22 protein-coding genes and 2 pseudogenes are annotated in these 25658 nt (G+C 43.4%); 9 read left to right on the top strand and 15 right to left on the bottom strand.

Features of this window, described 5'->3' with window-relative positions; translation table 11 throughout:
* Nucleotides 1-92: 92 nt before the first annotated feature.
* The 4 genes from BTW00_RS11430 to BTW00_RS11445 all read left to right on the top strand — a co-directional run bounded on the left by BTW00_RS11430 (nt 93) and on the right by BTW00_RS11445 (nt 3710).
* On the top strand, nt 93-1853 hold the full coding sequence (locus tag BTW00_RS11430) for a TrkH family potassium uptake protein (RefSeq protein ID WP_075107509.1): 1761 nt from the start codon (nt 93-95) through the stop codon (nt 1851-1853).
* 78 nt (nt 1854-1931) lie between these two features.
* Nucleotides 1932-2633, top strand: coding sequence for a TrkA family potassium uptake protein (locus BTW00_RS11435; protein ID WP_058023762.1), 702 nt, complete (start codon nt 1932-1934; stop codon nt 2631-2633).
* Nucleotides 2634-2676: 43 nt separating this feature from the next.
* Nucleotides 2677-3219, top strand: a complete 543-nt coding sequence (locus BTW00_RS11440) for a DUF3124 domain-containing protein (protein ID WP_071002047.1) — start codon at nt 2677-2679, stop codon at nt 3217-3219.
* Nucleotides 3220-3296: 77 nt separating this feature from the next.
* A complete protein-coding gene (locus tag BTW00_RS11445; protein WP_058023760.1) occupies nt 3297-3710 on the top strand; it encodes a PaaI family thioesterase in 414 nt (137 codons plus the stop codon).
* Nucleotides 3711-3756: 46 nt separating this feature from the next.
* Here the strand turns inward: BTW00_RS11445 and BTW00_RS11450 are convergent.
* The 8 genes and pseudogenes from BTW00_RS11450 to BTW00_RS11485 all read right to left on the bottom strand — a co-directional run.
* Nucleotides 3757-4062, bottom strand: a pseudogene (locus BTW00_RS11450) (cytochrome c); the annotation flags it as partial.
* Nucleotides 4063-4120: 58 nt separating this feature from the next.
* Complete coding sequence (locus BTW00_RS11455; protein WP_143506604.1) at nt 4121-4639, bottom strand: cytochrome c; 519 nt, start codon at nt 4637-4639, stop codon at nt 4121-4123.
* Between the two features lie 104 nt (nt 4640-4743).
* Complete coding sequence (locus tag BTW00_RS11460) at nt 4744-5538, bottom strand: PAP2 family lipid A phosphatase (RefSeq protein ID WP_075107510.1); 795 nt, start codon at nt 5536-5538, stop codon at nt 4744-4746.
* 92 nt (nt 5539-5630) lie between these two features.
* A complete protein-coding gene (locus BTW00_RS11465; RefSeq protein WP_083603640.1) occupies nt 5631-6101 on the bottom strand; it encodes a diacylglycerol kinase in 471 nt (156 codons plus the stop codon).
* Between the two features lie 239 nt (nt 6102-6340).
* Nucleotides 6341-7687 carry a HAMP domain-containing sensor histidine kinase gene (locus tag BTW00_RS11470; protein WP_075107537.1) on the bottom strand — a complete coding sequence of 449 codons (1347 nt, stop codon included), beginning with the start codon at nt 7685-7687 and terminating at the stop codon, nt 6341-6343.
* 77 nt (nt 7688-7764) lie between these two features.
* Nucleotides 7765-8466, bottom strand: a complete 702-nt coding sequence (locus tag BTW00_RS11475; protein ID WP_075107511.1) for a response regulator transcription factor — start codon at nt 8464-8466, stop codon at nt 7765-7767.
* 56 nt (nt 8467-8522) lie between these two features.
* Nucleotides 8523-10214, bottom strand: a complete 1692-nt coding sequence (locus BTW00_RS11480; protein WP_256714062.1) for a phosphoethanolamine transferase — start codon at nt 10212-10214, stop codon at nt 8523-8525.
* Nucleotides 10215-10374: 160 nt separating this feature from the next.
* A complete protein-coding gene (locus BTW00_RS11485; RefSeq protein WP_075107513.1) occupies nt 10375-11064 on the bottom strand; it encodes a Crp/Fnr family transcriptional regulator in 690 nt (229 codons plus the stop codon).
* Between the two features lie 85 nt (nt 11065-11149).
* Here BTW00_RS11485 and BTW00_RS11490 point away from each other — a divergent pair, with 85 nt between their 5' ends.
* The 3 genes from BTW00_RS11490 to BTW00_RS11500 all read left to right on the top strand — a co-directional run bounded on the left by BTW00_RS11490 (nt 11150) and on the right by BTW00_RS11500 (nt 15658).
* Nucleotides 11150-11941, top strand: coding sequence for a class II aldolase/adducin family protein (locus tag BTW00_RS11490; protein WP_075107514.1), 792 nt, complete (start codon nt 11150-11152; stop codon nt 11939-11941).
* A gap of 393 nt (nt 11942-12334) precedes the next feature.
* On the top strand, nt 12335-14692 hold the full coding sequence (locus BTW00_RS11495; RefSeq protein WP_075107515.1) for an ATP-binding protein: 2358 nt from the start codon (nt 12335-12337) through the stop codon (nt 14690-14692).
* Between the two features lie 33 nt (nt 14693-14725).
* Nucleotides 14726-15658, top strand: coding sequence for a response regulator (locus BTW00_RS11500; RefSeq protein WP_075107516.1), 933 nt, complete (start codon nt 14726-14728; stop codon nt 15656-15658).
* A 123-nt stretch (nt 15659-15781) separates the two neighbouring features.
* On the opposite strand, the gene BTW00_RS11505 is transcribed toward BTW00_RS11500, so the two are convergent.
* The 5 genes from BTW00_RS11505 to BTW00_RS11525 form a co-directional block, all read right to left on the bottom strand.
* A complete protein-coding gene (locus tag BTW00_RS11505) occupies nt 15782-16555 on the bottom strand; it encodes a sulfite exporter TauE/SafE family protein (protein ID WP_256714063.1) in 774 nt (257 codons plus the stop codon).
* 198 nt (nt 16556-16753) lie between these two features.
* Nucleotides 16754-18259: a tripartite tricarboxylate transporter permease gene (locus BTW00_RS11510; RefSeq protein WP_075107517.1), complete on the bottom strand. Its 1506-nt coding sequence runs from the start codon at nt 18257-18259 to the stop codon at nt 16754-16756.
* 5 nt (nt 18260-18264) lie between these two features.
* Nucleotides 18265-18720, bottom strand: coding sequence for a tripartite tricarboxylate transporter TctB family protein (locus BTW00_RS11515; protein ID WP_075107518.1), 456 nt, complete (start codon nt 18718-18720; stop codon nt 18265-18267).
* A gap of 116 nt (nt 18721-18836) precedes the next feature.
* Nucleotides 18837-19856 carry a tripartite tricarboxylate transporter substrate binding protein gene (locus BTW00_RS11520; RefSeq protein WP_075107519.1) on the bottom strand — a complete coding sequence of 340 codons (1020 nt, stop codon included), beginning with the start codon at nt 19854-19856 and terminating at the stop codon, nt 18837-18839.
* 529 nt (nt 19857-20385) lie between these two features.
* The gene (locus BTW00_RS11525) at nt 20386-21675 is read right to left on the bottom strand and encodes an SLC13 family permease (RefSeq protein WP_075107520.1); all 1290 of its coding nucleotides are present in this window, start codon (nt 21673-21675) and stop codon (nt 20386-20388) included.
* Nucleotides 21676-22020: 345 nt separating this feature from the next.
* On the opposite strand from BTW00_RS11525, the gene BTW00_RS11530 reads away from it, so the two are divergent.
* Nucleotides 22021-22743 (top strand): GntR family transcriptional regulator, encoded by a 723-nt coding sequence (locus BTW00_RS11530; protein WP_371915073.1) that lies wholly within the window; start codon nt 22021-22023, stop codon nt 22741-22743.
* A gap of 168 nt (nt 22744-22911) precedes the next feature.
* Here BTW00_RS11530 and BTW00_RS11535 read toward each other — a convergent pair whose 3' ends face one another.
* The gene (locus BTW00_RS11535; protein ID WP_075107521.1) at nt 22912-23607 is read right to left on the bottom strand and encodes a hypothetical protein; all 696 of its coding nucleotides are present in this window, start codon (nt 23605-23607) and stop codon (nt 22912-22914) included.
* A gap of 179 nt (nt 23608-23786) precedes the next feature.
* Nucleotides 23787-24047 (bottom strand): annotated as a pseudogene (locus tag BTW00_RS11540) (GntP family permease); the annotation flags it as partial.
* 544 nt (nt 24048-24591) lie between these two features.
* On the opposite strand from BTW00_RS11540, the gene BTW00_RS11545 reads away from it, so the two are divergent.
* Entirely contained in the window at nt 24592-25455 is an 864-nt protein-coding gene (locus BTW00_RS11545) for a LysR substrate-binding domain-containing protein (RefSeq protein WP_075107522.1), read from the top strand.
* The last annotated feature ends 203 nt before the right edge of the window (nt 25456-25658 follow it).

The following is a 25658-nucleotide window of genomic DNA, read 5'->3' on the forward strand; positions in this document are numbered from 1 at the left end:
ATAATTGGTTACGATTCTCTCAAATCAGTTTTTGTGAATAGGGCAAAAAAGGAGTATAAGTATCGTGGTTATTGTTGTCATGGGTTCAAGCTATGAATGCAGCCGCACGTTATCGATTATTGAATAATGTTACGATTCTGATTAGTGTCATCGCGGTAGCTATTGCCTTATTGGATAGTGGCTTTACGTTGCCCATTTGGCTCCAACAAGTGTTTCATATTTTTTACTTGGTCGTTATTTTGCTCAGCTTTGTGGTGACGGTTGGCCGTTATCTCTACACAAAAAAACCTCGAACGCTCAATAAAGTTGCTATTTTTGATGCTTTTACCAGTATCGCGATTGTCATTTTACTTACCGCGCATTTCACTGATTTGGTGCGTTCTGGATTGGACGCCGCCGTTGATGGTTTTGTCGCGATAAAAATCGCCGTATTTGTGACGTTTATCCGTGAACTCTCTGATCATAATTTCAATCTCAATCGCACCTTTTTGCATCCTGCACAGTTTTTTATTTTAAGTTTCTTAGCCGTTGTGCTGGTTGGTGCTTTGCTCCTAATGATGCCCAATGCGACAACGCAGCCGCTGTCCTTTATTGATGCGCTCTTTACCGCGACCAGTGCGGTTTGTGTGACAGGGCTTATTGTCGTGGATACGGCAACCTATTTTACGACGTTTGGCCAAGTCATTATTATGGGACTGATACAAATCGGCGGCCTAGGTATTTTGACGTTCGTGACGTACTTTAGTTACTTCTTTAAGGGTGGCGTCAGTTACGAGACGCAAGCGAGTATTAGCGAGATGTCTTATATGCGCGGCATGGGTAATGTGGTGTCGACACTTAAGTCTATTTTATATGTGACATTCGCCGTTGAGGCGGTGGCGGCGGTACTCATTTATATCAGCATTTATGATATGCCTGATATGAACTGGTCTGAGCAATTGTTTTTTTCGGTCTTTCATGCGATATCCGCTTTTTGTAATGCTGGGTTTTCTACCTTTAGTGCTGGCATGTATGACGATTCGCTACGTTTTAATTATCCATTGCAGCTTATCATTGCGATGACCTTTATCTTTGGCGGTATGGGCTTCACCATTGTGGTCAATGTACTGCGCTATCTGCGTCATCGCATTGAGCAGCTGATCTATCGCAATGACCGGCACTATATTTATCAGCCTTGGTTGCTGAATATCAACAGCCGTATTACCTTGATTACGACTGGGGCGTTATTGTTGACTGGTCTGGTTGGGGTGATGGTATTTGAATACAATAATGTACTCGCTGACCATACCAGCTTTTTCGGTAAGCTTATCACAGGGTTTTTTACGGCTGCCACGCCGCGAACCGCAGGGTTCAATGTCATTGATATGGGTGAACTGACTTTTCCAACGGTCATGCTAACGATATTTTTGATGTGGATTGGGGCGTCGCCCAACTCAACGGGTGGTGGTATCAAGACCAGTACCTTTGCGATTGCGCTATTAAATACACTGAGTCTAGCCCGTGGGCAAACAAAGATAGAAGTCTTCAAGCGTCAGATTGCGGAGATTTCAGTCCGCCGCGCGTTCTCTATTATGTGGTTGTCATTATTGGTCATCGGTACGGGTGTGACGCTGATTAGTTATGATCAGCCAGAGCTTGATTTGATCAAAGTGGTATTTGAATGTTTCTCAGCTTATAGCACGGTTGGGCTAAGTTTAAACCTGACAGCAGACTTATCGGATTTTAGTAAAGTCGTGGTTTCGGTCATCATGTTTGTTGGACGGGTCAGTATGCTGACGATATTTATTGCGCTACTCAAAAACATGCGCCAACGCAATTATCGCTATCCGACTGAGGAAATCACGATTAACTAACTTGTGATAAATAGACGGTTTTATGTGCAAAAACAGGGAAACATAGAGTAAAAGACACTAAAAAAGGTCATAAAAGTTATGAAATACATCATCGTAGGGTTGGGGAATTTTGGGGCGTCACTGGGAGCAGCATTGACCCGCCAAGGTCACGAAGTGATTGCCATTGACAGCAGCATGCAACGAGTAGAAGCCTATAAGGAGGTCATTTCTCATACGCTCTGTATGGATGCCACGGATGAGTATACCGTGAGCGGATTACCGATTGTCGATACCGACACCGTCATTGTCGCTATTGGAGAGGATCAAGGCGCCAACGTGATGGCAACGGCGCTGTTTAAAACCCTAAAAGCAAAACGTTTGATCAGCCGTAGCATCAATCCGCTGCATAAAAAAGTTTTGCAGGCCATTGGTGTCGATGACATTATTTACCCTGAAAAAGAAGCAGCCAATCGCTGGGCCAAACGACTGTCACTAAGCCATTTTGTTGATTCGTTTGAGTTAAGCGATAACTTTAGTATGGTAGAAATCAAGATTCCAAATGTGTTGATCGGCAAGACGGTTGAGGAGTTGCGGTTGGAGCAAAAATTCAATATCCGATTGCTTAGTACCTTGCGCTATGAGTATTATGAAGACAGCTTTGGTCGTACCCAGACCAAACCTAGCGTGCAAGGTCTGGCCACGCCTGAACAAATATTGCAAGACCGTGATGTATTGGTCATTTATGGCGCAAACAAACACATCAACCATTTCTTACGTAGCGTGGGTGTGAAAATCAAATAACAGCTTGCAATCGCAGTGACATGAAAAGGGACAGGGGAAGTTTATGAATAAGCGCAGTATATCCGTTCTATTGGTCGCTGTTATCGTGTTGCTGTCAGGCTGTGATCCGTCTGCGCAAGATCCGAATGTTCTTCTGTCCGAGCACCAACAAGATCCGATTGAAGCGTTAGAGGTGACATCCGATGTAGATCGCAGTCAGTTCAGTTATAAAGAAACCTTTTATGTACCGATTTATTCTGATATCTATACTGATAGAGACAATCGCAAAGTACTATTGTCAGCGACGCTGAGTGTGCGCAATACCACGCTGAAAAAATCACTGTATATTAATAAAATTGATTATTATGATACGGATGGGGCACTGGTAAAGTCGTATCTAAGCAAACCCATCGAGCTATCAGCGATGGCCACGCTAAACTACATCGTCGAAAAAGAAGAAGATAAAGGCGGGTCGGGTGCTAACTTCATTATCGAGGTCGAAGGTGTCGATGAAACCGTCAGACCAGTTATCGAAGCGGTCATGATTGGGAATTTTAGTAATAAAGGATTTGCCTTTAGTACAGAAGGTACGCCAGTAATACATTAAAGGAATGTATTCAGTGAAGTAATAAATAACAAGGAAAGTTTAATTTAATTCAATTCAATTCAATTCAAGGAAGCGTTATGTCTGCAACCAAAGAAGAAATCAGCGCCTTTATGGCGTTAGAGTTTCCACAAACCAAATGTATCGTCGAAGCAGTCAGTGAAAATGGTGCGACTTTATCACACGAGATTGGCATCGATGAGCTACGTCCTGGTGGCACAGTGTCAGGACCTGTCATGATGGCCGTCGCTGACGTCGCCATCTATGTTGCGATACTTGGGAAAATCGGTATCGTGCCATTGACAGTGACGACGAGTCTGACTATCAATTTTTTGCGTAAACCATCAGCAGATGCACGTATTATCGCTGAATGCACCTTACTCAAAGTAGGGCGAGCCTTGATAGTGGGCGAGGTATCTCTGTATTCAGAAGGCTCAGACGATGTCGTGGCTCATGTCGTCGGCACCTATTCTGTACCGCCTAAGCGTATCTAAAACGCTATGTAAGCGCTTGGGTACGTTATAAGATAGCGAGCGTCTTCTACTCGCTCGGGTCTGAACTTGGTGGAAAATCATGGCGTAGCTGCGCCACATTAGCAGTCGTAACCGTATCCGTGAAGTTATTTAAATCGCTATGCACGTACTGTGTGACGGCTGCTATTTGCGCATCATTCATCATGCTATGAAACGATGGCATCCCGCGCAGACCATTTATTAACACACTAATGATATAGTACTTCGATTGCATTTTACCGTTGTTAGCCAGCGGTGGATAGTAGCCAGCGCCGTATGCACCGTCACCTTTTTGCATATGGCAACCTGCACAAGAGTCGTCATAGAGTTTTTTGAGTCCTGCGCGGTTTTCGGTAGAAGGCACTTTGATGACATTCCATGCCAGCATTAAGCTACGGATATTCAACGGGAAAGGCAGGTGTGTGGTTTTTTTCAGGGGGTTTGTCTACGATAGGGACGGTCTGAAAATAAGCAAATAATGCACTGACATCGTCATCTGTCAGGCCATGATAGGACGGGTAAGGCATCGCAGGATAAATCTGATGATTTGGCGCCCGACCTTTGCGCAAGGCTTTTTTAAAATCGGCCTCAGTATAGTTGCCAATACCATAGCGCGTCGATGGTGTGATATTGGTCGAGTAGATATTGCCAATCGGCGTATCAATCGGCACGCCGCCACTATAGTCTTCACGGTGGCAGGCCATACAGTCGGCGCTGCGCGCCACATAAGCACCGCGGTTGGCAAGCGCACTATTGACTGGGCTGACATTTGGTAGGGTTATTCTGTTAGGCAAAGTGTCCATTGGCAAACTGACCGTCTCTGCTATCGCAGCGGTAGAGAGTACGCCGAAACCGATTGTCGTGGTTAAGCAAAACAACAGCGCTGGCATAACGGCAGAAAGTGGTTTCATAACGTCCTTATAGTGCTGATAAATCATCCTTAATCCCTCATCCTAATATGCCTGCAGTTCGCCAGTCGTGTCTAGCAAAATAACGCAACGTGATAACTATCATTCTAAGTGCTTGAGGTTTCAGTACCAAGCAAGCTAGTGGCTGTGTCGGCATGTTTTTTACTGGCGCTTTTGGCTTTTGCCTTTATCGAATCTTTAAAGAATAGCGTCGCAAGCGCACACGCTATCGTCAGTGATAGCAGCATCGAGACTAAAGTATGACTAAAAAAATGATCGCCAAATAGCATCTTATACAGCCCCATGCTCCAGCCTAAGAGCGTGACTATTTTTAGTATTTGATAACGGTGCTTTTTGAGTGTTGGCAAAAAAGCCAATCCATATAAGGAGAATCCTGCGCTGGCGTGAGCGGCAGGAAAACATTTGGCAGGCGTTGCGGCAACCATGTTTTGCCACAGATTGAGATAAGGCAACTCACCGCCAAAAATTACCAAGTCATTCGGGCAGCTCACATGGGTGACGCCTTTTAATGTGGCAATGGTAGCCGGTACAATCGCTAATACCAGCAGTAGATAGCCGATCTCCCGAATTGGTAAAGGAAGCAGAAATTTATCGAATTTACGGCGATGCTGTGAGGCAAGGTCGGGCAAAGGCTGTCTATATTTTATAATTAACACTGCTATGAGGTAGACCGCCAGTAGGATCAGTAGGGCTTTGGGCAAATCATAAAAGATAAACGCATAAGGCTGCGCGCCTTTTTCTAGTAGCCAGTGTCCATGGCTATAAAAAAGCTCACTGATGCGTATGTCTAACTGACTATGTTCAAACACCAACGTAGCGAGGATGGTCAAACACAGTAATTTTAGCCAGTCCCTAGCCATTGAGTGGTTTTCTAAAGTCATGGATACCTCTGGCAATGTATAGTAAGTAAGAACGTATAATAAATAGGATAGCTTCTAGCGTGATTATTGATCAGTGCCTGTGATAGATGTCTTTATAAAAAGACAGACAACGCCATGAGCCATAAAATTGTTAATAGACATAACGACACGAACTGCGCCGCCGAGCCAACATCTTTTGCGATTTTTGCGAGTGGATGCTTGGCGGTTGATGTGTGATCGACGCAAGCTTCGATACCCGTGTTAATCAGCTCAACAATTAAAGATAAAAAAGACGCGAGCACCAGTGTCATTTTTATACCAAGCGTAAAAGGCATCATAATGACAGCGGCAAGCAGGACAACATTGAGCCACACGACTTGTCGAAAAGCCGCCTCAAATTTGTATGCTGCCTTAAATCCGTCCATTGAATAGCCAGCAGCTTTTATAATTCGGTAAAAGCCCGTTTTGCCTTTTGCGCTTTCTGCAAAGCTATTAGGCGTGAGCGCACTGTGATGTGCTGCCTGCTTGATAGAGCAATGCTCGGCTGACTCGTCTTCAAGATTAATAGGAGTAATTTTATTCATATAGAATTCTTAATGATCCATTAATATCAAGGTGCGCTTTCGGTTTTGCGTGACCAAAAAAACAGTCAAGCAAAGTCGATATAGCCTAAGTATAAGACGAGCGAGATTAAGAAAACGTTAAGAGCGTAAGCAGGAATGAGAATAAAGAATGATTCGGACAAATGGCACAAATGGCATTGCCCGCCAGTTCAGTGGGCAATGGTTAAATAGAAATTGTGGTGATAGTAAGCAAAATACGGTTATTTATAATAAATAATAAAAGTGCTGCCGCCAGACGGATTGGCTTGATGGGTCAGCTGCCAGCCCATATGAGACATGATGCGTTGTACGATACTCAGTCCCAATCCTGAGCCTTCAACCTTGTGATTGATATCATTTTCTGGTGACAAGGCTGTGCCTGTACCCTCGTCTTGATAGTCATGAGTTAGGCGCTCAAAGCGCTCATACAGCAGCGGCATCATCGCCTCAGGAATACCAAGACCAGTATCAGTTACCATGATTTTTTCGTCATCGATAGTGATGGTGACTTCGCCATCATCGGTATACTGAAACGCATTTTTTATCAAATTGCCGAGTGCCATTTTTAATAGCTCAGGACGCACATAGGCGCTATATTCTTGCTCAGCGACTATTTGACACGTGACCGTTTTATAGCGCAGCAAATAGGTCAATCGCTGCACCTCGGCTAAGGCAATGCTATTGATAGAAGTTTGCGGTGCATCTAGCTTTTCAGGGGCGCGCGAAAGTAAGAGCAGGGCGGTGATAATCTCAGAGGTCTCACGGGCGGTAGTGCCAATCCGATTGGTAAACTCGTTCAGATGACTGTCTGCTGGTAATTGCGAGGCTAGCACTTCAAAGGCACCCATGATGATGGTTAAGGGCGTGCGCAGCTCATGGCTGACATCACCAGTAAACAGTTGCTCGCGCTTTAGATACTGCTCAAGTTTATGGTTTTTTTCATCGATAGCTCGCGCCAATACGCCCACCTCAGAGGGCAAGTGCGTGAGTTCCGTTAGGTTGCTATGATCCGTTTCGACGGCTTTTTTTAAATCGAGTAAAGGCTTGATGATTTGTTTGGAGGACAAATGAGAGAATATGGCGGCAATAAGCAAACTTAAAATGACCGCCACTCTTAGTGTATCTGCAAAGATATCTTCTAAATTTTCGAAGATTTCTAGTACAGGGTAGTGGCTCATCACCATCTCAACCCCTTCCAAGTACGTCAAAATATAGGCTTGACCGTCTTGAGTATAGGCGAAAAAATGAAGGTTGCCGTGGGTTTTGCCAGACTCACCGTCTATAGTGACAGACTTCTCTTGCACCGTTGCCGTTGCTGTTGTTTGCAGGTTGGTAGGGGCACTATCGTAGCGATAGATCTTGATGCCTGGATCGGCAGTATAAATAGAGCGATCACCGTACTTTTCTTGGCTGATATCAAGCTGCTGCAACAGCCGACCCTTAACCAATTCTTGTTCTATTCTGCTCTCCGCGTATAGAAAAATACTGACAAAAGCTCCGCATAGCAACAGCGCGAATATAAAGTAGGACAATCGAAACTTATTGGCTATCGAGTCTATATTAAACATAGTAAAGAGGTACTTAATCGAAGGAGGCGGTTGATATAGTGAGCGATGGTAGATCGTATGAGGTGCCATCCATTGAGTCATACTACCGCGTTTTCTGATTTATTGGGATCGATAATTTGATAACCCACACCAGGCACTGTCACTATCATGGTTTTGTCAAAGGGCTTGTCGACCTGCGCCCGCACGCTATGCATATGAGTACGTAGCGCATCACTGCTCGGTATATCTAGACCCCAAACCTTTTCTTCAAGTTCTGTCTTGCTGACGACTCGCGGTGCGGCACTCATTAGGATATGTAATATCTTAAATCCAGTTGGGGTGAGCTTAATCGACCTTCCTTCGCGCATAATAGTATGCTCACTATTATTTAGCGATAGCGCGCCCACAGCGATACTGTGTACAAAATGTTCGTCCTCATGACGACGTATGAGTGCTTTGATACGGCACTCTAGCTCAATCAACGAAAATGGCTTGACCAAATAATCATCAGCACCGCTATCAAAGCCTGCCACTTTATCCAAAATCGTATCGCGAGCAGTGAGCATGAGGACAGGCGTTTTGTCATGCAATTCTTCTCTGAGTTTCTTACACAGCTTGGTGCCATCCATACCTGGTAGCATCACATCGAGCAATATCACATCATAATGATTGCTTGCGGCGAGCGTTAGCCCACTGTAGCCATTATGTGCGTTGTCCAGCTCAAAGCCTTTTGGCTCAAAAAACGCATAAATATTGGCCACGATATCGGGGTTGTCTTCAATAACGAGTATCTTATACATGGTGTTGACCTACAAAATAGTAGCTACCTAAAAGATGGAGCAATATAAAAATGGATTTAGTTATTTACTTTAAAAAAGGTTGGCGCGCCTTTGACCGCATCAGTCGTGATGCCAAAAAAGCTCAGCAACGTCGGCGTAATAAAATCATGTGACACGGGCTGACTGCTCATATTAGAGAGGCTGTCTGCACCGATGTCATTACTGTTTGGTGACCAAATGACTGCGGGCACGTGCTTTTGAGTATCCGGGGCAAACTTATAGGGCAGACCATGCAAGTAAATATTATTTTCACCAAGACTCTCGCCATGATCGCTCATATAAACCATGACTACATCATAATCTTGTTCGTAAGTTTTTAGGGTATCGATCACGTTATCCAAAAAGTAGTCGGTGTACAGAATCGCATTGTCATAGCCATTGATCACAGACTGAGTATCACATTTCGACAGCTCATTGGTCATACAGACAGGTTTGTACGTTTCAAATTCTTTAGGGTAGCGCTGGTAATAAGCGGGGCCATGATTACCCATTTGATGTAATAAAATAAGCGTGTCTTTCGGTGAGCTGCCTGACTTAACCAGTTTATCAAAACCATCAAGCATACCAATATCTCGGCATTCAACATCGCAGTTCGGATTGGTATCAGCCGTTTTGTAGTCCTCAAAAGTGACACGATCAGCCACACCTTTAGAGCTAGAGTTGTTGTCTCGCCACACGACATTGACCCCTTGCTTGCTGAGCGTATCGAGTACGTTTTCATTGTACTTGGCGGTATCGATATCATAATTTTCTCGATTTGCATAACTGAACATGCAGGGCACTGAGTAGGCAGTCGAAGTGCCACAAGAGACGGCCTCTTTAAAACTATAAAGGTTTGATTGCTTTGAGAGTAGTGGCGTGGTATTGCGTGTATAGCCGTTTAAACCAAAGTGATCAGCGCGAGCCGTTTCGCCAACGACGAACACCATGAGCTTGGGTTTTGCAGCGCTGCTGTTTGTAGTGCTACTGGTAGGAGCGACGCGCTTTGCATCTGTCGCATGTAGGGTGAAAGTATCAGGATGGCCCAGCTCATTGACATAGTTTTCGCCAAGTTTGATCGTAGAGTAAATAGGCGTGATTGGGTTGGCATATGAGCGCACCTCTTTATGCTGACGAAAGAAGCTGGCGTACTGGTCACCAAAGGGTAAAAGACACGCCGCGATGACTGCGATAGACAATATCAAGGTGGCTGTCTTTTGTAGAATGCTGCGTTGCCAAGTAAAGCGCTTTAGACGAATTTTGCTAATAATAAATGCCGGTAACACGCCCAGTAACAGCACCTGAATGACCATGCTAGGGGCAAACAATCCCATCGCCTCTGCTTGATCGGTCTCCAGACTATTGATCAGCATGTTGCTGTCAAATATCGTCCCGTAAGCATCGGTAAAATAACCACAGATGGCAGCAGTGATCAGTAGCGCAATCAATATTGGTTTGGCAATCGGACGATAGCAAAGCAGTTGTAATACCAGCCACATCAGTCCAAACAACAAGCCAGTAATAGACAGTATAAAGCCGACGTTTTTGCTAAATGGATAGACATCTAGCACCTGCTCAAAAAAGCCAATATTGGCAGTCGCCACCAAATATAAGGCAACAATGATAATAAGATAACTGAGATTTACCTCATGATTGTAGAGCTTACTCAGATAGCTGTTTTTTTTATTGGCTTTAGGCGCATCGATTTTGGCGGTTTGAGATATTGACATATAAGTACTTCTCAACAGAATGGTAGGAAACGTCATTCCTTACCATAACAAGTGTGCTGTTAAGAAGATGTTAAGGTGGCAGCTTTGAGGCTGATGCTAGTTTGCGAGGTGTTGAGTGGTTTATATAAAATTTTACGGAAAGATTTTATAGATATTCAAATTATTCAGGATTCATGATTGCTTTTAACTCAGACTGATTCTTTATAGTAATAAAACCATAGTGCATATCTATGAATTCCTGTTTTTGCCAAGACTGAATGATTTTATTGATGGTTTGTCGGGTGGTACCGAGCATAAAGCCAAGCTCTTCTTGCGACAAGCGTAAGTCTATTTTGATATCGCCATTCACTTGCTTACCATAAGTACCGATGAATCCCATGAGCATGCTCGCCAGTCGCGCCGATGTATTGAGTGAGGTGGCATCATCAATCCAATCAAAGGCTCTACGAATACGCGCACAAGTGATGAGCGCGAGGTGCTTGTATAAAATTGGATACTGTTGCGCCGTTTGAATCACCACCTTTCTGGGGATAGAAATCAACGTAACCTTATTGATTGTCCACGCATCATGGGTACGAGGATGGTCATCTATGATAGATATCTCGCCAAACCATTCGCCACTAGATAGGTGAGCGAGAGTCATGGCATTGCCGCTAGCGCTCACATTGCAGACTCTAATCGTACCCGACACGACAAAGTGCAGCGCCGCATCATCGTTGTCACCAATCGCATGAATCATTTGGCTTTTTTGATACGTTTTTAGCACAGCGTTATACGCCAGTAGCGCTTGCACATCGGCTGGCAAGTCAGCAAACCATGGGTCGTTATTTAAATGATGATTGATATTCATAAGTGTCATGTTTTTGACAGATTTGGGTTTGAAGAATGGTGTAAAGTAATTATTCGGACTATCTACAACTTTAAAGGACTATACAATGCAAACAGCGATAAAAACGACCACACAAACTGATTCCACATCGAGTGTACACTATAATATGAGCGAACAAGAGTGGCAGATGCGAGTAAATCTTGCCGCTTGTTATCGCTTAGTTGCTTCTTATGGTTGGGATGACCTGGTATTCACTCATATCTCTGCACGCGTACCAGGGACGGAAGATGAGTTTTTAATCAATCCTTATGGCATGCTATTTGAAGAGATCACCGCCTCCAGCCTAGTCAAAGTCAACAAAGCGGGCGAAAAGGTCTCGCCATCAGCGTTCAATGTCAATCCAGCAGGATTTATCATTCATAGTGCCGTACACGAAGCCCGTGATGATGCGCACTGCGTGATTCATCTGCATACCAGCGATGGCGTAGCGGTCTCGGCGCAAGAGCAAGGCCTACTACCCATCTCTCAACAATCATTATTTCCGTTATCTAACTTGGCATATCACGATTACGAGGGCGTTGCGCTTAACCCAGAAGAAAAGGTTCGTTTGGTCGCTGATTTAGGCAAGGCTAACTTCATGATCTTGCGCAATCACGGTCTGCTCACTTGTGCTGACACCGTCGCTGATGCGTTTTTGAATATGTATATTTTACAAAACGCCTGCGAGATTCAAATCAAGGCGCAAAGCGGTGGCAGCGCATTGACGCCGATACCAGCACAAATATTGGCTGGTATTCAAGCGGCATCGAAGCAGGTGACCAGAGGAGCGAATGGTGATATCGCATGGCCTGCCTTATTAAGAAAGCTGCGCCGTACTGACCCATCGTTTGAGGAGTGATGACACACGGGTGGATTTAGATGATTATTACCATCAAGGACATTATATGTATGCATAAGTAAAAGACAATTGGGTGATAATGATGGTTTATCTACCGTTTAGAACCCGCATTCTCTAAAAAAATGAATTCAAAAAACGCAGGGTATCAAAAGATGCGCTGCGTTTTTTTATACATATCTAAAAATCACTCTCGTACACTCTCTTTCCTTCCCCGTTTTTACAAGCCTTTTTCAATAGTCCAACTTTTATTAACCAGTATCTTCTTTGTCATCATATGTTCACAACTCGGCCGTATTCTTATGCCCATTATAAATAGTTGTTGTGTGTCACAGAGATTGATATCCATTAAGCGATTCATTGATAGCAGTTGATGCGTAGATAAAAGGTGTGTGTATGAGCGTTGCTGGCAGGCTTGGTAGTATCTCTACCCGTATGCTGATTATTTTAGCGTTGGCTTTTTTGCTGATTATCCTCATGGTGTACTTGGTCATTGAGACCCAAGGTAAGCCGCGCATTATGGAGATGACATCAGAGACTGTGGTTGAAACAGGCAACGAAGTCATCAACAGTATCATGGTGAGTATCAACCATGTCGATGGGCTGGCAAAAGCAAGCAGTACGATGGCAGGCGGTCTACCTAAAGAGGATGCACTTTACCAAGAAACCTTTGGCAATCTCATGCAACAGATGGATCAAAGAATCGTGGGAGGTGGGGTGTGGTTTGACCCAAATATGTATGCCCAAGGTCAAGAGCGTCAGTCGTTTGTATGGGCGCGCGATGAGTCAGGCATCATGCAGTCAGTGACACGCTATGACCAAGTGAGCCAAACGCCCAATGCTTATTACCGAGACTGGTGGTATATTCCAGCGTTGTACGCCAATCATGATCATTGTGTCTGGAGTCGGGCATACATCGATCCCACGAGCAATCAGCCGATGATGACTTGTACTAAAGCATTGTACAACAGTACTAATCAAGCGTTTGATGGCGTGGTGAGTTTTAACTTATTATTGGACAATCTTGATGCCGCCATGAAGAGGTGGCAAGAGAAAATAGGTGGCTATGTCTTTTTGGTTGACTTGGACAATCGATTTTTGACCTTTCCTGAGCAGTCGCTCGTCACTCAAACCACCGCCAACAATCCACAAGGTGAGATGATGAACGCCAGTCAGTTGGCGACTATCAACCCGAGTTTTGCGCCTATCGCGGACAGTTTGGGTCGCATTAACGATACGCTCATTGATGATGCTACTGCCAAAGATGAAAGCCGTTTTACCTTGGCGGCTCGTAGTATTTTGAGTACGACCAATCTGGGAAAAATAAGTGAGCAAGAGTCTGAGTTGCTCTCAGCGTTGCTGTTGTTAAATATCGATCAAACTTTCAATTTAGTCGACAGCCATCTGGTCGATACCATCGCTGTGCCCAATGATTTTGTCTTACAGCAGCCAGCCACAGCCTTCGTCTTTCGCATGCCATTTACTTACTGGAAAATGGTGATTGTAAAACCCAATAGTGATCTGCTCAGTGTTGCAAATGCTCTATCGAACCAGCTGATTCAAGCCATGCTACTGGGCTTTATCCCTATTTTATTATTAACGGCATGGGTGTTCCGTCAGTATTTTACTCGTCCATTACAACGTATGTCGCTTTTGGTGGCTGAGATGGGCGCTTTGATTGAACAAAAACAATATCAAAAATTGCTCGCACATAAGCTGCCCAGCTCAAGCGTGAGCGAAATTCAAATCATCAGTGAGCAGACCAACCAACTGATTGATCGTGTGGTCGAAAACGAAGGCGCGCTTGCCGAAATCAACGTCCATCTAGAAAAACAAGTTGCTGCCCGTACCCAAGATCTACAGCAAGCGATGGATGAGCTAAAAGCCTCACAAGTACAATTAGTGCGCTCCGAAAAAATGGCAACCTTGGGTCAAATGGTGGCAGGCGTGGCGCACGAGGTCAACACACCACTGGGTTATGTGCGTAGTAATATCGAACTGGTCGGTGATAACTTGACGCGTTTCGATGAGCTGATCAGCCAGACTGACCAGCTATTGCAGGCGCTAAAAGACTCCAATGCTGACCAAGCGCAAGTAGCACAATTGACGGCTCAAACTCTACAATGCTGTGAAGAGATTAAAGAAGATGAAGTCAGTGAGGACTTGGCCGATTTGATCAAAGACAGCTTGTACGGGGTCGATCAGATAGCTGAGTTGGTGGTAAGTTTGCGCGACTTTTCTAGAATTGATGAATCAAAAGTAAAAGACGTCGATATCAATGACTGTATCAATACCTCGCTGGTCATGGCGCGCAACAACCTCAAAACCCTAGATATTACGACCAACCTAGCGACACTACCGCTGACTCAATGTAACCCCTCGCAAATCAATCAAGTGCTACTAAATTTATTCAATAATGCCGCTCAAGCCATAGCGCCTGATCAAAAAGGCGAGTTGCATATCACATCAGCTGTCGATGAGACGCAGTCGCAGGTAGTGGTGCAGGTCACAGATAATGGTATCGGTATCAACGAGCAGGCTTTAGAACGTATCTTTGAGCCGTTTTTTACCACCAAAAAAGCAGGCGATGGGACAGGTTTAGGGCTGGCGATCAGCACGCAAATTATTGAACAGCATGGCGGCAGTATTGCAGCGAGCTCAATCGTCGGCGAGGGTACGACTTTCACCATTATGCTGCCAATACAGTCGAAAACTTATGAGAATAAACCCTCCAAAGCCTTATTTGAAGGTTGAGAGACTTCTCACCACTCACCTAAAGAGAGCCTCATGCAAAAACCAAAAATTGCCTTTATCGATGATGAGCCGCGCATTTTACGCAGTTTAAAGATGCACTTTCGCCAGTCACACGACGTGTTTGTCACCACGGATGCCACTGAGCTTATGAAATATGTCAGCGAGCACGATGTACAAGTGGTCATCAGTGACCAACGTATGCCTGATAAGCAAGGGACGGAAGTCTTGCGTGATATTAAAGAAGCGTCACCCAATACCATTCGTATCTTGTTAACAGGCTACGCCGATCTCAATGCGGTGATTGACTCGGTCAATGACGGAGAGATTTACCGTTATATCACCAAGCCTTGGCAAAATGATGAGCTCAAAAAGATCGTAAATAAAGCCACAGAGATTGCTCAGCAAACGCAAGATATTACCCAAAATATGAAGCAAGGTGATGAATCTCAGAGTTTTATGAATGCTAGTAGCAAAAGGAATATACTGGTATTAGATGATGATGAGAGTATTTATCAAGAAATAAAAAATCAGTTTAAAAGTACTTATACAGTGAGCTGGGCAAGCAACCTCGAGCAGGCTGCGAAGTTATTACAAAAAAAGAAGTTTGGTGTCACCATCACGGATGCGACGCTCAACGAAGAAAATATTACTCCTATTGTCTACGCCCTAAAAAATATCCAGCCCGATCTGATGGTGCTGATGTTGACTGAATTTAAAGACGCTCACATGGTGATTGATCTCATCAATAAAGGGCAGGTATATCGCTGTCTGCCACGTCCTACCAACTTCTCTATCATGAGTATCAGTCTGGACCGCGCGTTTGAGCATCACGAAAGACTGGTACAGCAGCCGATATTAGCAACTCGTCATCATGTTGAAGAAGTACCAGAAGCTGAGACTTTTAATTTTTCTGAAAGATTGAAGGGTTTCTTTGCCAAGTTTAGAGGCTGGCGCATGATGATGTAAGATATTCTGATTAAGATGCTATATCAGGTCAGCATATGATTGAACATTATCTTTAATAAAGAATAAATACCCGTATTTATAAGAATTTGCGTGACATAATTACGGTATCGAGTGATAGGCTTATTAAAACAATACGTTTATGTTTCTTATGATCATTATTAAACCACTAATCACCATTAGTATCAGCAGCATTATTCTAAACTGACGAATACTGATGCCAGCCAAAAAGCGTTTGCCAATGACGTTGCCAATAACGGCACCCAGTCCTAATACAATACCATACACACAGATCTTGACTGTGAGTATGCCAAAAAAGGCGTAGCTGACGACTTGTACAATACCGACAAAAAAAGAATTCGCCGTTTTGGTCGCAATAAGATTCTCTTTTTCTAGACCTGCGTTCATATAAAAAGGGTTAAGAATGGGACCTAGGCCACCCACCAACGTGCTCATAAAGGCAATGAAAAAGCCCACAGGTACAAAACCTACTTTTGGCATGTCAAACGTTTTACTTACTTTACCGAACTTGTATTGGAAAATAGTAGAGACTAGAAATGCACCTACCAATAACTGAATCCAGCCTGCATCCAAACGACTAAAGACCAATGCCGCCAACCACGCTCCTACGATAGCGCTTGGCACATAGTATTTGGTCAATGACCAGTCAATATCATGCCAAAATAAATAGAGCCGTGAGGCATTACTCATAAAGGTAGCCACGTTGATCACAGGCGGCGCAACCGCAGTCCCTATCATCGAAGAAGTGACTGGTATCAGCAGCATCGCACCGCCACCACCAGATATCGTAGAGATAATAAAAGCGATCATACCAGCACTGAATAGTCCTACTAAGTGCCACGTTGGAATGGTTTGCAACAAATTTAAAACAAGGGGCACTATAAAATCCTATTTCATGAGTGACATCAAGTAGTGATGTTTTGCTAATGTTGGACAGCTGACAAAAAAAGTGAGGAGTGTTAAAGGCTTGTTCCTAATAACTATTGAAAGTAGGGTAAAAGTATCTCTAAAAAAACGGTGGCCATACCTGAGTATAACCACCGCCGGAGAGACATTTAGAGACGAACTGACAAAAACTTATGCAGCAGTCTTCTTAAAGCGTTTACGATACGTTTTACGAATGATTGGCATGAATATCATGACCACGACCAGACCCCATAATGATACGGTGATTGGGCTGCTCCACAGGATAGACATCTCACCTTGAGAGATAGAGAGCGCACGACGTAGGTTAGACTCCATAAGCTCACCTAGTACATAGCCTAGGATAAGGGCGGATAGAGGGAAGTGCAGTTTACGTAAGAAATAACCAAAGATACCAAGTCCTACCATGAACACCATATCAAACGTTGTACTGTTGATAGAGTAGACACCAACGAAGCTAATAGCAGCGATTGATGGGATCAAAATATAGTTTGGTACATTCAATAGCTTAGAGAAGAAACCAACCAACGGGATGTTCATGACAAGCAAGATAACGTTACAGATGAACAATGAGGCAATAAGACCCCAAACGATATCTGGCTGCTCAGTAAATAGCTGTGGACCTGGCGTGATATTGTACAACGTCAACGCGCCCATCATAACCGCTGTCGTACCAGAACCTGGGACACCTAAGGTCAACATCGGTACAAATGAGCCACACGCTGATGCGTTATTAGCCGCTTCTGGTGATGCTAGGCCACGAAGATCACCTTCACCAAATTTGCCATCATCACCAGCAATTTTACGTTCACTGGCATAGGTCATTGCACTGGCAATCGTCGCACCTGCACCCGGTAGGATACCAACGAAGAAACCCATTGCACCACTACGCAACATAGCACCGATGGTGAAGAGAAACTCTTTTAGGTTGAATAAGCTACGCTTACCTTGCGCGACTATTTTACCACCCGTACTGGTTCTTTCGAGCAAAATCAAGATTTCACTGACACTAAAGAAACCAATAACGATCGTTGTGAATTGGATACCATCAGATAGATTGACGGAATCGAAAGTATAGCGATAAATACCCGTCACTGCATCGACGCCGACAGTCGCTAGACCTAAGCCAATCAAGGCTGATACTGCGGTCTTAATCGGTTGATCACCGACCAAACCACTCAAGCAGCAAATCGCGAATACCATCAATACAAAGTATTCAGCAGGGCCAAAAGACACCGCCCATTTAGCCAGTAGAGGTGCAAATAGCACCACGCCGATGGTCGCAATCGTCGAGCCAATAAAGGAGGCGACCGCAGAGATGGATAAGGCGATGCCGGCTTTGCCTTGTGTCGCAAGCGGATTACCATCCAAGGAGGTCATCACCGCCGCGGCAGATCCTGGGACGTTTAGTAGAATGGCAGAAATACGACCGCCGTATTCACACCCCAAGTATACAGCTGCTAAAAGGATAAGCGCACTTTCTGGTGGCAGACCAAGGGCAAAAGCAAATGGTAGTAGAATTGCCACACCGTTAATTGGGCCAAGGCCTGGCAACATACCCACAATCGTACCAATAAAAGCACCGATGAGTGCAATCAGTAAGTTTTTGGGCAACATTGCTACGCCGAAACCGTGCATTAAAAAATCAAAAGTTTCCATAATAGCTATCCCATTATTCCTGATAATATTCCAAGTGGCAGAATGACGTCCAAAGCCATGTCAAATAGGACATACAGGGCGATACTGATCACAACTGAAAAGATAAGGCTTTTAACAGGATTGCCGGCAAACAAGAGACCAACCGCAAAACACATCAGGGTGGTTGCAACAACAAAACCTAAAGGCTCAAAAATCAAACTATAGATCAATAATGCACTGACACACAGAACAAGATTTCTAAGCACAACCTTGTTATAGCCTAAATCAATGACTTTGGTAAATCGTGCTGGACGAAAGGCAATAACCAAGGTCAAAAGTGCCATCAGTGAGAAAATTAAAATAGGATAGGGCCGAGGGCCGATAGGATCATAAGCAATGGGAGCAACATAACCAATAGCTAAGTAGACCAAAAATAAGCTAAATAGTCCCATTAATCCGGAGAACGCACGTTCCATCGTCATAGAGGTATTCCTTAAATTTTAAATAAAAAGGTTGAGAGATGTCTCATCTGTCAACCTTCGATAAATACCATGAAGTTTTAGTATTCAATCATTAAGGGGATATGGTCTGGGTAATGCTACTGTGCGGCAGCATCAACAAGACCGTACTCAGCAGACAACTCACGTAGGTCACCAGTACGCTTATAGACATACTGTTCAAGCTCATCGCCAGTCATAGAGAATGGTAGTAACTCTTGCTGTTCACGCAATTCTGCGAATTTTGGATCAGCAAGCATTTTATCAAAGCTTGCTTTCCACCAGTCATAAGCGGCAGGGCTAACGTCTGGACCCATGTAGTAACCACGAACGACAGGCCAAGTCACATCATAGCCTTGCTCTACTGCAGTAGGGATATCAGCCATAGAGCCGCCCAGTCTTTCATCGGCAAATACGGCCAATACACGTAGTTTGCCAGCAGTAGCTTGTGGCATAATCTCAGCAATACCAGCACTCACAACAGTGACATGGTTGCCCATGACTGCTGTAATTGCCTCACCGCCGCCTTCCATCGCAACATAAGTCATGTCGCTAGGGCTGACGCCAACGGCTTTTGCCAAAATGGCCGTTTGCATCCAGTCCTGACCGCCAACACTACCACCGGCAGCAAAACTGATTGCTTTTGGATTTGATTTAAGTTCAGCGACCAACCCTGCTAGATCCTTGATTGGTGAATCTGCATTAACCGCAATGGCACCATAATCGGTACCAACGGCGGCGAGCCATTTCACGTCTTTTTCGGTGAATTTACCAAATTTACCTTGTGATAAGTTCAGGATCGATCCCGTTGAGAACGCGATAATAGCGTCTTCGTTAGCACGGTCATTGGCGACAATTTTGTTATATGCAACAGCACCTACGCCGCCTGGCATATAAGTGACGCGCATTGGGTCTGTCAATATCCCCGTGTCTCTTAGGCCTGACTGAGCAAGCTTACAGGTCAAATCAAAGCCGCCACCTGGTTTTGCTGGAGCAATACATTCTGGACGTGAAGGACCTGCGAATTCATCTGCACCTGCGCTCGCAGTTTCGTTAGCATTGTTACAAGCTGTCAAGGTAAGTACAGATAGACCAAGCGCTAGATAGGATAGTTTTTTCACACGACACTCCTTGTGTGTATTTTTTCAGTAAAAATCAATAAAATTTTGATTAAAAGGAAGAGGCGACTATACAAAAAGTTGGAAGCAGACCAATAATGTTACCAACCTTTACAACCGTAGTCTTTTTGTTCACTTTGCAAAAGTAACAGAATAATTTAGAAATAACAAGAAACATATGTATGTATGTATGAATTTTTTTTAAGTAGTAGTCATAGCCATCTGGCGAGTCGCACAAATAGCTATTTTAATATGAAGTCACAAAGAAACCAGTTTGGATTCTCAGATAAAATTTTATAATACTAATAATAACAAAAGGTTATGGTTTATCATCAATGGGTATAAAAATGATTTTAATTTTAAAGCGGGTGGCTTGATGGTAGGAGCAGGATAGATGAGGTGAGCGACAAAGCTTATGCTGTATTTTGATCACAAAGATCATCTGACAGACATAAAAGTAGACGCATTCGAGGGGTGGTTTGCTGAATGAATACGTCTTTTGTTGTGATCTGTTTGTTATCAGCAATAGAAATTAGAACATCATCTGAATAAACAAAATAGCGATCAAGCCAACGACAATATCCAAAGGCACTGCTTTGAACAATAAAGTATGCAACAGCTTGTTCTTGTCTATATGCACTTGAGCGGCACCCAGTATCAGGCTACCTCCTGAAGAGAAGGGAGAGATGGACGAGCTTTGAGCGCCGATCACGATACAGATAAACAAGAAAAAAGGACTCAAACCAGAAGCCACTGCCAACGCAGGCACCATCGGAAATAGCGTAGGCGCAACAACACCAAGCGTACTGGCAAATATCGACATAATTGCACTAATAATAAACACCAAAAATGGTATCATCCAAATAGGAACGTTGGTACTGAGCCACTCTGTTAGCTCATAAATAACGCCCACTTCCACACCGAGGCTAATCAACATACCTACACCGCAAATCATAATAAGCGTATTCCATGGTATCAACGCAATCACAGTTTTTTCATCACCCAGCTTCAAAAATAAGCTCATCAAAGCAAAGAAAATGGCAATAAAACCAATATCAATTCGAGCGTTCAAAAACTCAATGGCGTCTACATTCGGTACAAGTAGGTTTGAGATGGGCACAACCAATACAATCGTCATCATCATAAAAATCAGCATGATGGATTTTTTTTGTTTGGTGTCAAAAGGCGCTGGAACAACGGTTTGAATGGCGATCTTGCTGGTCTTGGCATTGATAAAGCTATAGCTTCCTAACAAGACAATCGGCATCAAAAAGGTCGCGGCAAATATGCCTAAGCCATACGTAAAGGTATTGTCATTGGCCACACCAGCACCGCTCATAAGCTCTCTGAAAATCACACCGCTCTGTGAAGTGATAAAATTGGCACCTGCCAGCGCCCCGTAATTCACGGATAACGTTGCAATGATGATATTTAAATTGGTTCTTTTAGATAACAATAAAATCATCGGTGCCATCGTGGCAAGAACCGTGTAATAGCCAGCCCCTAACGCTGCTACTGTAGTGGCAGCAAAAAAAATCGCCAGCGGCAAAAACGCTGGAAAATGTCGACACTTGTATATCAAATGCTCACACAATTTTTCTAACGCGCCATTCGCTAAGGAAAAATTATAGAAGAGCGTAACGGCAAAAATTACAAAGAAAATCTTTAGAGGCCACAATTTAATAACCTCGTAAGCGCTTAGCTGCATGCCAAAACAGCCAATCAGATACGCGAACACGATCGCAAACAAGCCGATATTGATTTTAGTGGTGTAACCCAACACAATAGAAATTACTATGGCCGCTATAAGATATAGGGTCATATTCGCTCCTCGGTCTTGACTGTATGACATCTAAATATCTACATACATATATATGTTTTAGATTAAAGAGCATTGTGATAATGTTGACAAACAACTTTCTAAGCCAGCAAATCTTATCAGCTTTTTAAGTGTATATAACTCAATAGAATAATAGCAAAAAAGGAGCCGTTAATTAGGTGAGATTGACCAAAAAATCTAGATAGACTTTAATATCGAAATGATGTGTATAGAGTTTGGTAAGGGCTTAAGATAGAGTGTCAGAGATATTTTATTTCTTATGAACATGATTGGGCTTAGAAAGATTGGGCGTATTAATAAAATCTTCCTATTGTGGTGAAAAAAATTATGGATAATTTTAAAAAATTTAACATGCCACGGTACGAGCAAGTGCGGTGGCATATTCAAACGTTACTGACAGAAAATAAGTGGGATGAAAAAACCCCCTTACCGACAGAACAGGAGTTTGCAGACAAGTACCAAGTATCGGTGGGCACCGTACGCAAAGCGGTCGAAAAACTGGTGGATGATGGCGTTTTGATAAAGCAGCAAGGTCGCGGCACTTTTTTAAAAAGGCCAAACTTTGAGGGCTCGTTATTAAGGTTTTTCAAATACCGCGATAAAGACGCTTCTTATGTCATACCGACTGGCATCATCAAAAAGGTCATGTTGATAGAGCCTGTTGAGGCAATCAATAAAGAATTAAACATTCACGAAAAAGAAAGTTTGATTTATATAGAACGTGTGCGCATTGTCGAAGACAGAGTGATTTTGAGTGAAAGAATTTGGTTACCCGAGACCCGTTACCAAGATTTTATCGGTCTTGAACCTGAAGAATTTGAAAATCTTCTTTATCCTTTTTATTACAAAAAGTGCGGTCAGTTTGTCTCATCTGCCGTAGAAATGCTGTTTTTTATCTCCAATCATATAGACCCTTATCTGGACAATACCGAACAAGAAAACTTGGTGAAAGTATGCCGCGTTGCTAAAAATCTAGAAGGGGATCCTATCGAGTATAGAGAGTCGTATGGATTGGCAGAAAAATTCAGTTATGAGGTCAATATTATTTAACCATTGGCCACTTAACTATTGGCGAGGGCAGTGGTTAAGTTATGCTCAATAAGCTATAAAAAAGGAGCCGATGATTCGGCTCCTTTTTTATATCGGTTTTATTTTTATTTCGAATCTAGAATCTATGAATGACCGATTAAAGAAATGGCCTATTCATCATTGAGCAGCTTACTTGCTGTTAAACGTAATCGTCTGTCCGCCATTACTAGCTGGCGGTGCGATAGTGACTTTGCTCGCAAGTATGTCGCCTTTGGCATTGATTTTGTAGCATTCTTTTGAGCTGCCTTCAGAGGTGCCACCAGCAAGCATGTTGTCTGAGGTTTCGATACAGAACCATGCGGTCTGATTGTTGGCTCGCGTCAGGGACCAGTTTTGGTTATAGGTTCCTATTTTTTTGCGCATGCTGCTATCGCTATAGACATTTTCAGTAATCAATTTGTTTGAGTCGCCCACCGTCGCCATTTTTGGGATAGTGGTTGTTTGGTTTGAGACCGAATATTTGCCTGTGCTGTCTGTAAAACCGTGAAATACCAAAGGGTTCAAGGTGAAGTAATTGATAGCGACTGACTGGTTAGTGATTTGATTGTTCACTTTATTGATCGTGTTGATCTCAGTACCTTGTACCTTTTTATTATTGAAGACCATATTGCCTTTAGGCGTGACTTGAATATCTGCTGAGGCCGTTTGATTGCCGATAGTGGCAACCAAATTTTCACTACGTTGTTTGGTATAGATATTGAGCATGGCAGTCTCAACAGGGTACTCGGTCACTATGTTGTTTGGGTTGGTGTTACCCATCGTTCCACCGCTCGCACAAGCGCTTAAGCCCAGTCCTGCGGCAATACATAATCCTAATGTTTTCATGATTTAATCCCTCAGTCTATTTGGATGAATGCTATTAGTAGCTACTGTAAGTAGCAGTTATTATAAGGAATATCTACTATAATCGAATTTTTTAGCAATGACATCTGCTAACCATCCTAGACCTTCTATTATTACATCACTATAACAACCAGTAATTTTCTAGTGCGTTAAGAATTGCGGGCGACGCTATAGGCGTAACCTGAGTCTTCCATCAATTTGCCAAAAATAGCCCCCAAGATAAACAGCGGAAAATATTTGACAGCAAAGCCGCCAAGACCTTGCATAAAGACTTCAGTATAGATCCCCATCGTTTGGCTGCTCTGCCCACTTAATACCACTGCCAAGATAGCGAGTAGAGGTGCCAAAACTAAGACGCTCACGCCTCGATAGGCAAAATACATTAAGAGGGACAAAGACAACAAAATAGCAAAAATGCTCATGATTTTGATTTCCTTCCATGGAAAAATAGGCAGTGAAATATAATGGTTGCGGCTCATTATTCTTCTTATAAAAAGACAGTTTATAAAAAGGTATTGACCCATCAATGAAAACGATGGGCTGTTTTTGTAATCTTTATTTGGGTGATAGAATTAGGCCCTTAACAGTCCATGCTTTTCATAGTGGTTTTTGGATGATAACTATTGCTCCACGAAAATCTGATAGACGGTTGTTCATAATAGCTATCCTTAGCATGAACTCAATATCACCAGTCCAACGATGAAAAAAAGTGATGAGAAAAATGTAGTGATAGGGCAATCACGTAGAGATAACGGCTTACTTAACTCAAATAAAATGATACATTATGTATCGTCTTAGAATTTAGCAGGGTGGTAAACAAAGGTCAATCAGCATACCTTAAGAGTCACGGCGAAGGCTTAATGAGCTACTTTGGACAGAAAGCCGTCGTCTTTGAAATGAATGAGCTTAATAGATGTAACGCGTGTATTCGAGCATAAGACGTAATATATAAGTGTGGTGATATCAATGATAAGAGAGCTTAAAACCTTCGTCGCCGTTTGCGAGTTAGACAGTTTTGCCGCAGCAGCTCGGCACATCAACTTGACCCAGTCTGCGGTCAGTGCACAAATAAAAACGCTCGAGGACAATTTGGGATTGGCATTATTCACCCGCTCTGCCCGTGCCATTACCCTAAACCCGCAAGGCACGCGCGTATTACCGATCGCCAAAGAGATTTTGGCGCTTTATTCAACAATGCAGCTGTCCTCAGATACCGATATCGCAAGCTATTACGGGCAGCTTAGGATTGGCTCGATAAACTCCGTGCAAGTGGGTATCTTGCCAGAGGCACTAAAGGCGATTACGTTACTTGCCCCCTTAATGCAGACAGAAATTGTCCCCGGGCGTGCCGTAGAGTTATTTGAGAAACTAGAAGTCGGGGAGATAGATGCGGCGATTACCATACAGCCAGCATTTGCCTTGCCAAAAGATATTGTGACGCAGTCCATTATGACCGAGCCTTATGTGCTCATTAGCCCTAAAAAATGGCCCTTTCATAGCCTCAGACAAACGCTCGAGCAGCATCCTTTTATTCATTACACCTTACAGTCTTCAGCGGGTGCAAAGATAAACAAGTTCTTTAAACAACAGGACATCAAGGTAAATACGATCATGGAGATCAATGATCTTGATGCTATCGTTCGGATGGTGGAGTCGGGTTTAGGCGTGGCGTTGATTCCGTATGCAGGACTATGGATTAGAAGTACGCCGCCCGTACAAATTCATTATTTAGGAGATAACAGTTTGGTGCGCGAGGTTGTACTGGCATATCGTTATACCGATCGTCAGCAGCCACAAATCAATGCCTTAAAGCAAGCATTGGGACTGTAAGTGAGTCAGGAGTCTTATCAACCCTAGCTTTTCTCACTGAGGCTAAGTGTTTGCTTGTACCGCTTATAATTAGCAATCAATCTATTTTTTCAATCAATAAGCTTTCTCATAAAATCTTTCTCATAAAATCCTTCCTATCACATAAATATTTTCCAAAAACCTAACTTAAGAGCGCACATTCTTTTTTATAGAACAACCTTATC

The organism is Psychrobacter sp. C 20.9 (assembly GCF_001921765.1).
Classification (GTDB): Bacteria; Pseudomonadota; Gammaproteobacteria; order Pseudomonadales; family Moraxellaceae; genus Psychrobacter; species Psychrobacter piscatorii_B.

What these genes read in the sequence shown, in the direction of transcription:
- BTW00_RS11530 (WP_371915073.1), top strand. Translation starts at nt 22,021, where the DNA reads ATGGATAATTTTAAAAAATTTAACATGCCACGGTACGAGCAAGTGCGG.
- BTW00_RS11440 (WP_071002047.1), top strand. Translation starts at nt 2,677, where the DNA reads ATGAATAAGCGCAGTATATCCGTTCTATTGGTCGCTGTTATCGTGTTG.
- BTW00_RS11495 (WP_075107515.1), top strand. Translation starts at nt 12,335, where the DNA reads ATGAGCGTTGCTGGCAGGCTTGGTAGTATCTCTACCCGTATGCTGATT.
- BTW00_RS11490 (WP_075107514.1), top strand. Translation starts at nt 11,150, where the DNA reads ATGCAAACAGCGATAAAAACGACCACACAAACTGATTCCACATCGAGT.
- BTW00_RS11470 (WP_075107537.1), bottom strand. Translation starts at nt 7,687, where the DNA reads ATGTTTAATATAGACTCGATAGCCAATAAGTTTCGATTGTCCTACTTT.
- BTW00_RS11535 (WP_075107521.1), bottom strand. Translation starts at nt 23,607, where the DNA reads ATGAAAACATTAGGATTATGTATTGCCGCAGGACTGGGCTTAAGCGCT.
- BTW00_RS11525 (WP_075107520.1), bottom strand. Translation starts at nt 21,675, where the DNA reads ATGACCCTATATCTTATAGCGGCCATAGTAATTTCTATTGTGTTGGGT.
- BTW00_RS11515 (WP_075107518.1), bottom strand. Translation starts at nt 18,720, where the DNA reads ATGACGATGGAACGTGCGTTCTCCGGATTAATGGGACTATTTAGCTTA.
- BTW00_RS11460 (WP_075107510.1), bottom strand. Translation starts at nt 5,538, where the DNA reads ATGACTTTAGAAAACCACTCAATGGCTAGGGACTGGCTAAAATTACTG.
- BTW00_RS11480 (WP_256714062.1), bottom strand. Translation starts at nt 10,214, where the DNA reads ATGTCAATATCTCAAACCGCCAAAATCGATGCGCCTAAAGCCAATAAA.
- BTW00_RS11485 (WP_075107513.1), bottom strand. Translation starts at nt 11,064, where the DNA reads ATGAATATCAATCATCATTTAAATAACGACCCATGGTTTGCTGACTTG.
- BTW00_RS11545 (WP_075107522.1), top strand. Translation starts at nt 24,592, where the DNA reads ATGATAAGAGAGCTTAAAACCTTCGTCGCCGTTTGCGAGTTAGACAGT.
- BTW00_RS11455 (WP_143506604.1), bottom strand. Translation starts at nt 4,639, where the DNA reads ATGAAACCACTTTCTGCCGTTATGCCAGCGCTGTTGTTTTGCTTAACC.
- BTW00_RS11510 (WP_075107517.1), bottom strand. Translation starts at nt 18,259, where the DNA reads ATGGAAACTTTTGATTTTTTAATGCACGGTTTCGGCGTAGCAATGTTG.
- BTW00_RS11435 (WP_058023762.1), top strand. Translation starts at nt 1,932, where the DNA reads ATGAAATACATCATCGTAGGGTTGGGGAATTTTGGGGCGTCACTGGGA.
- BTW00_RS11475 (WP_075107511.1), bottom strand. Translation starts at nt 8,466, where the DNA reads ATGTATAAGATACTCGTTATTGAAGACAACCCCGATATCGTGGCCAAT.
- BTW00_RS11465 (WP_083603640.1), bottom strand. Translation starts at nt 6,101, where the DNA reads ATGAATAAAATTACTCCTATTAATCTTGAAGACGAGTCAGCCGAGCAT.
- BTW00_RS11500 (WP_075107516.1), top strand. Translation starts at nt 14,726, where the DNA reads ATGCAAAAACCAAAAATTGCCTTTATCGATGATGAGCCGCGCATTTTA.
- BTW00_RS11430 (WP_075107509.1), top strand. Translation starts at nt 93, where the DNA reads ATGAATGCAGCCGCACGTTATCGATTATTGAATAATGTTACGATTCTG.
- BTW00_RS11445 (WP_058023760.1), top strand. Translation starts at nt 3,297, where the DNA reads ATGTCTGCAACCAAAGAAGAAATCAGCGCCTTTATGGCGTTAGAGTTT.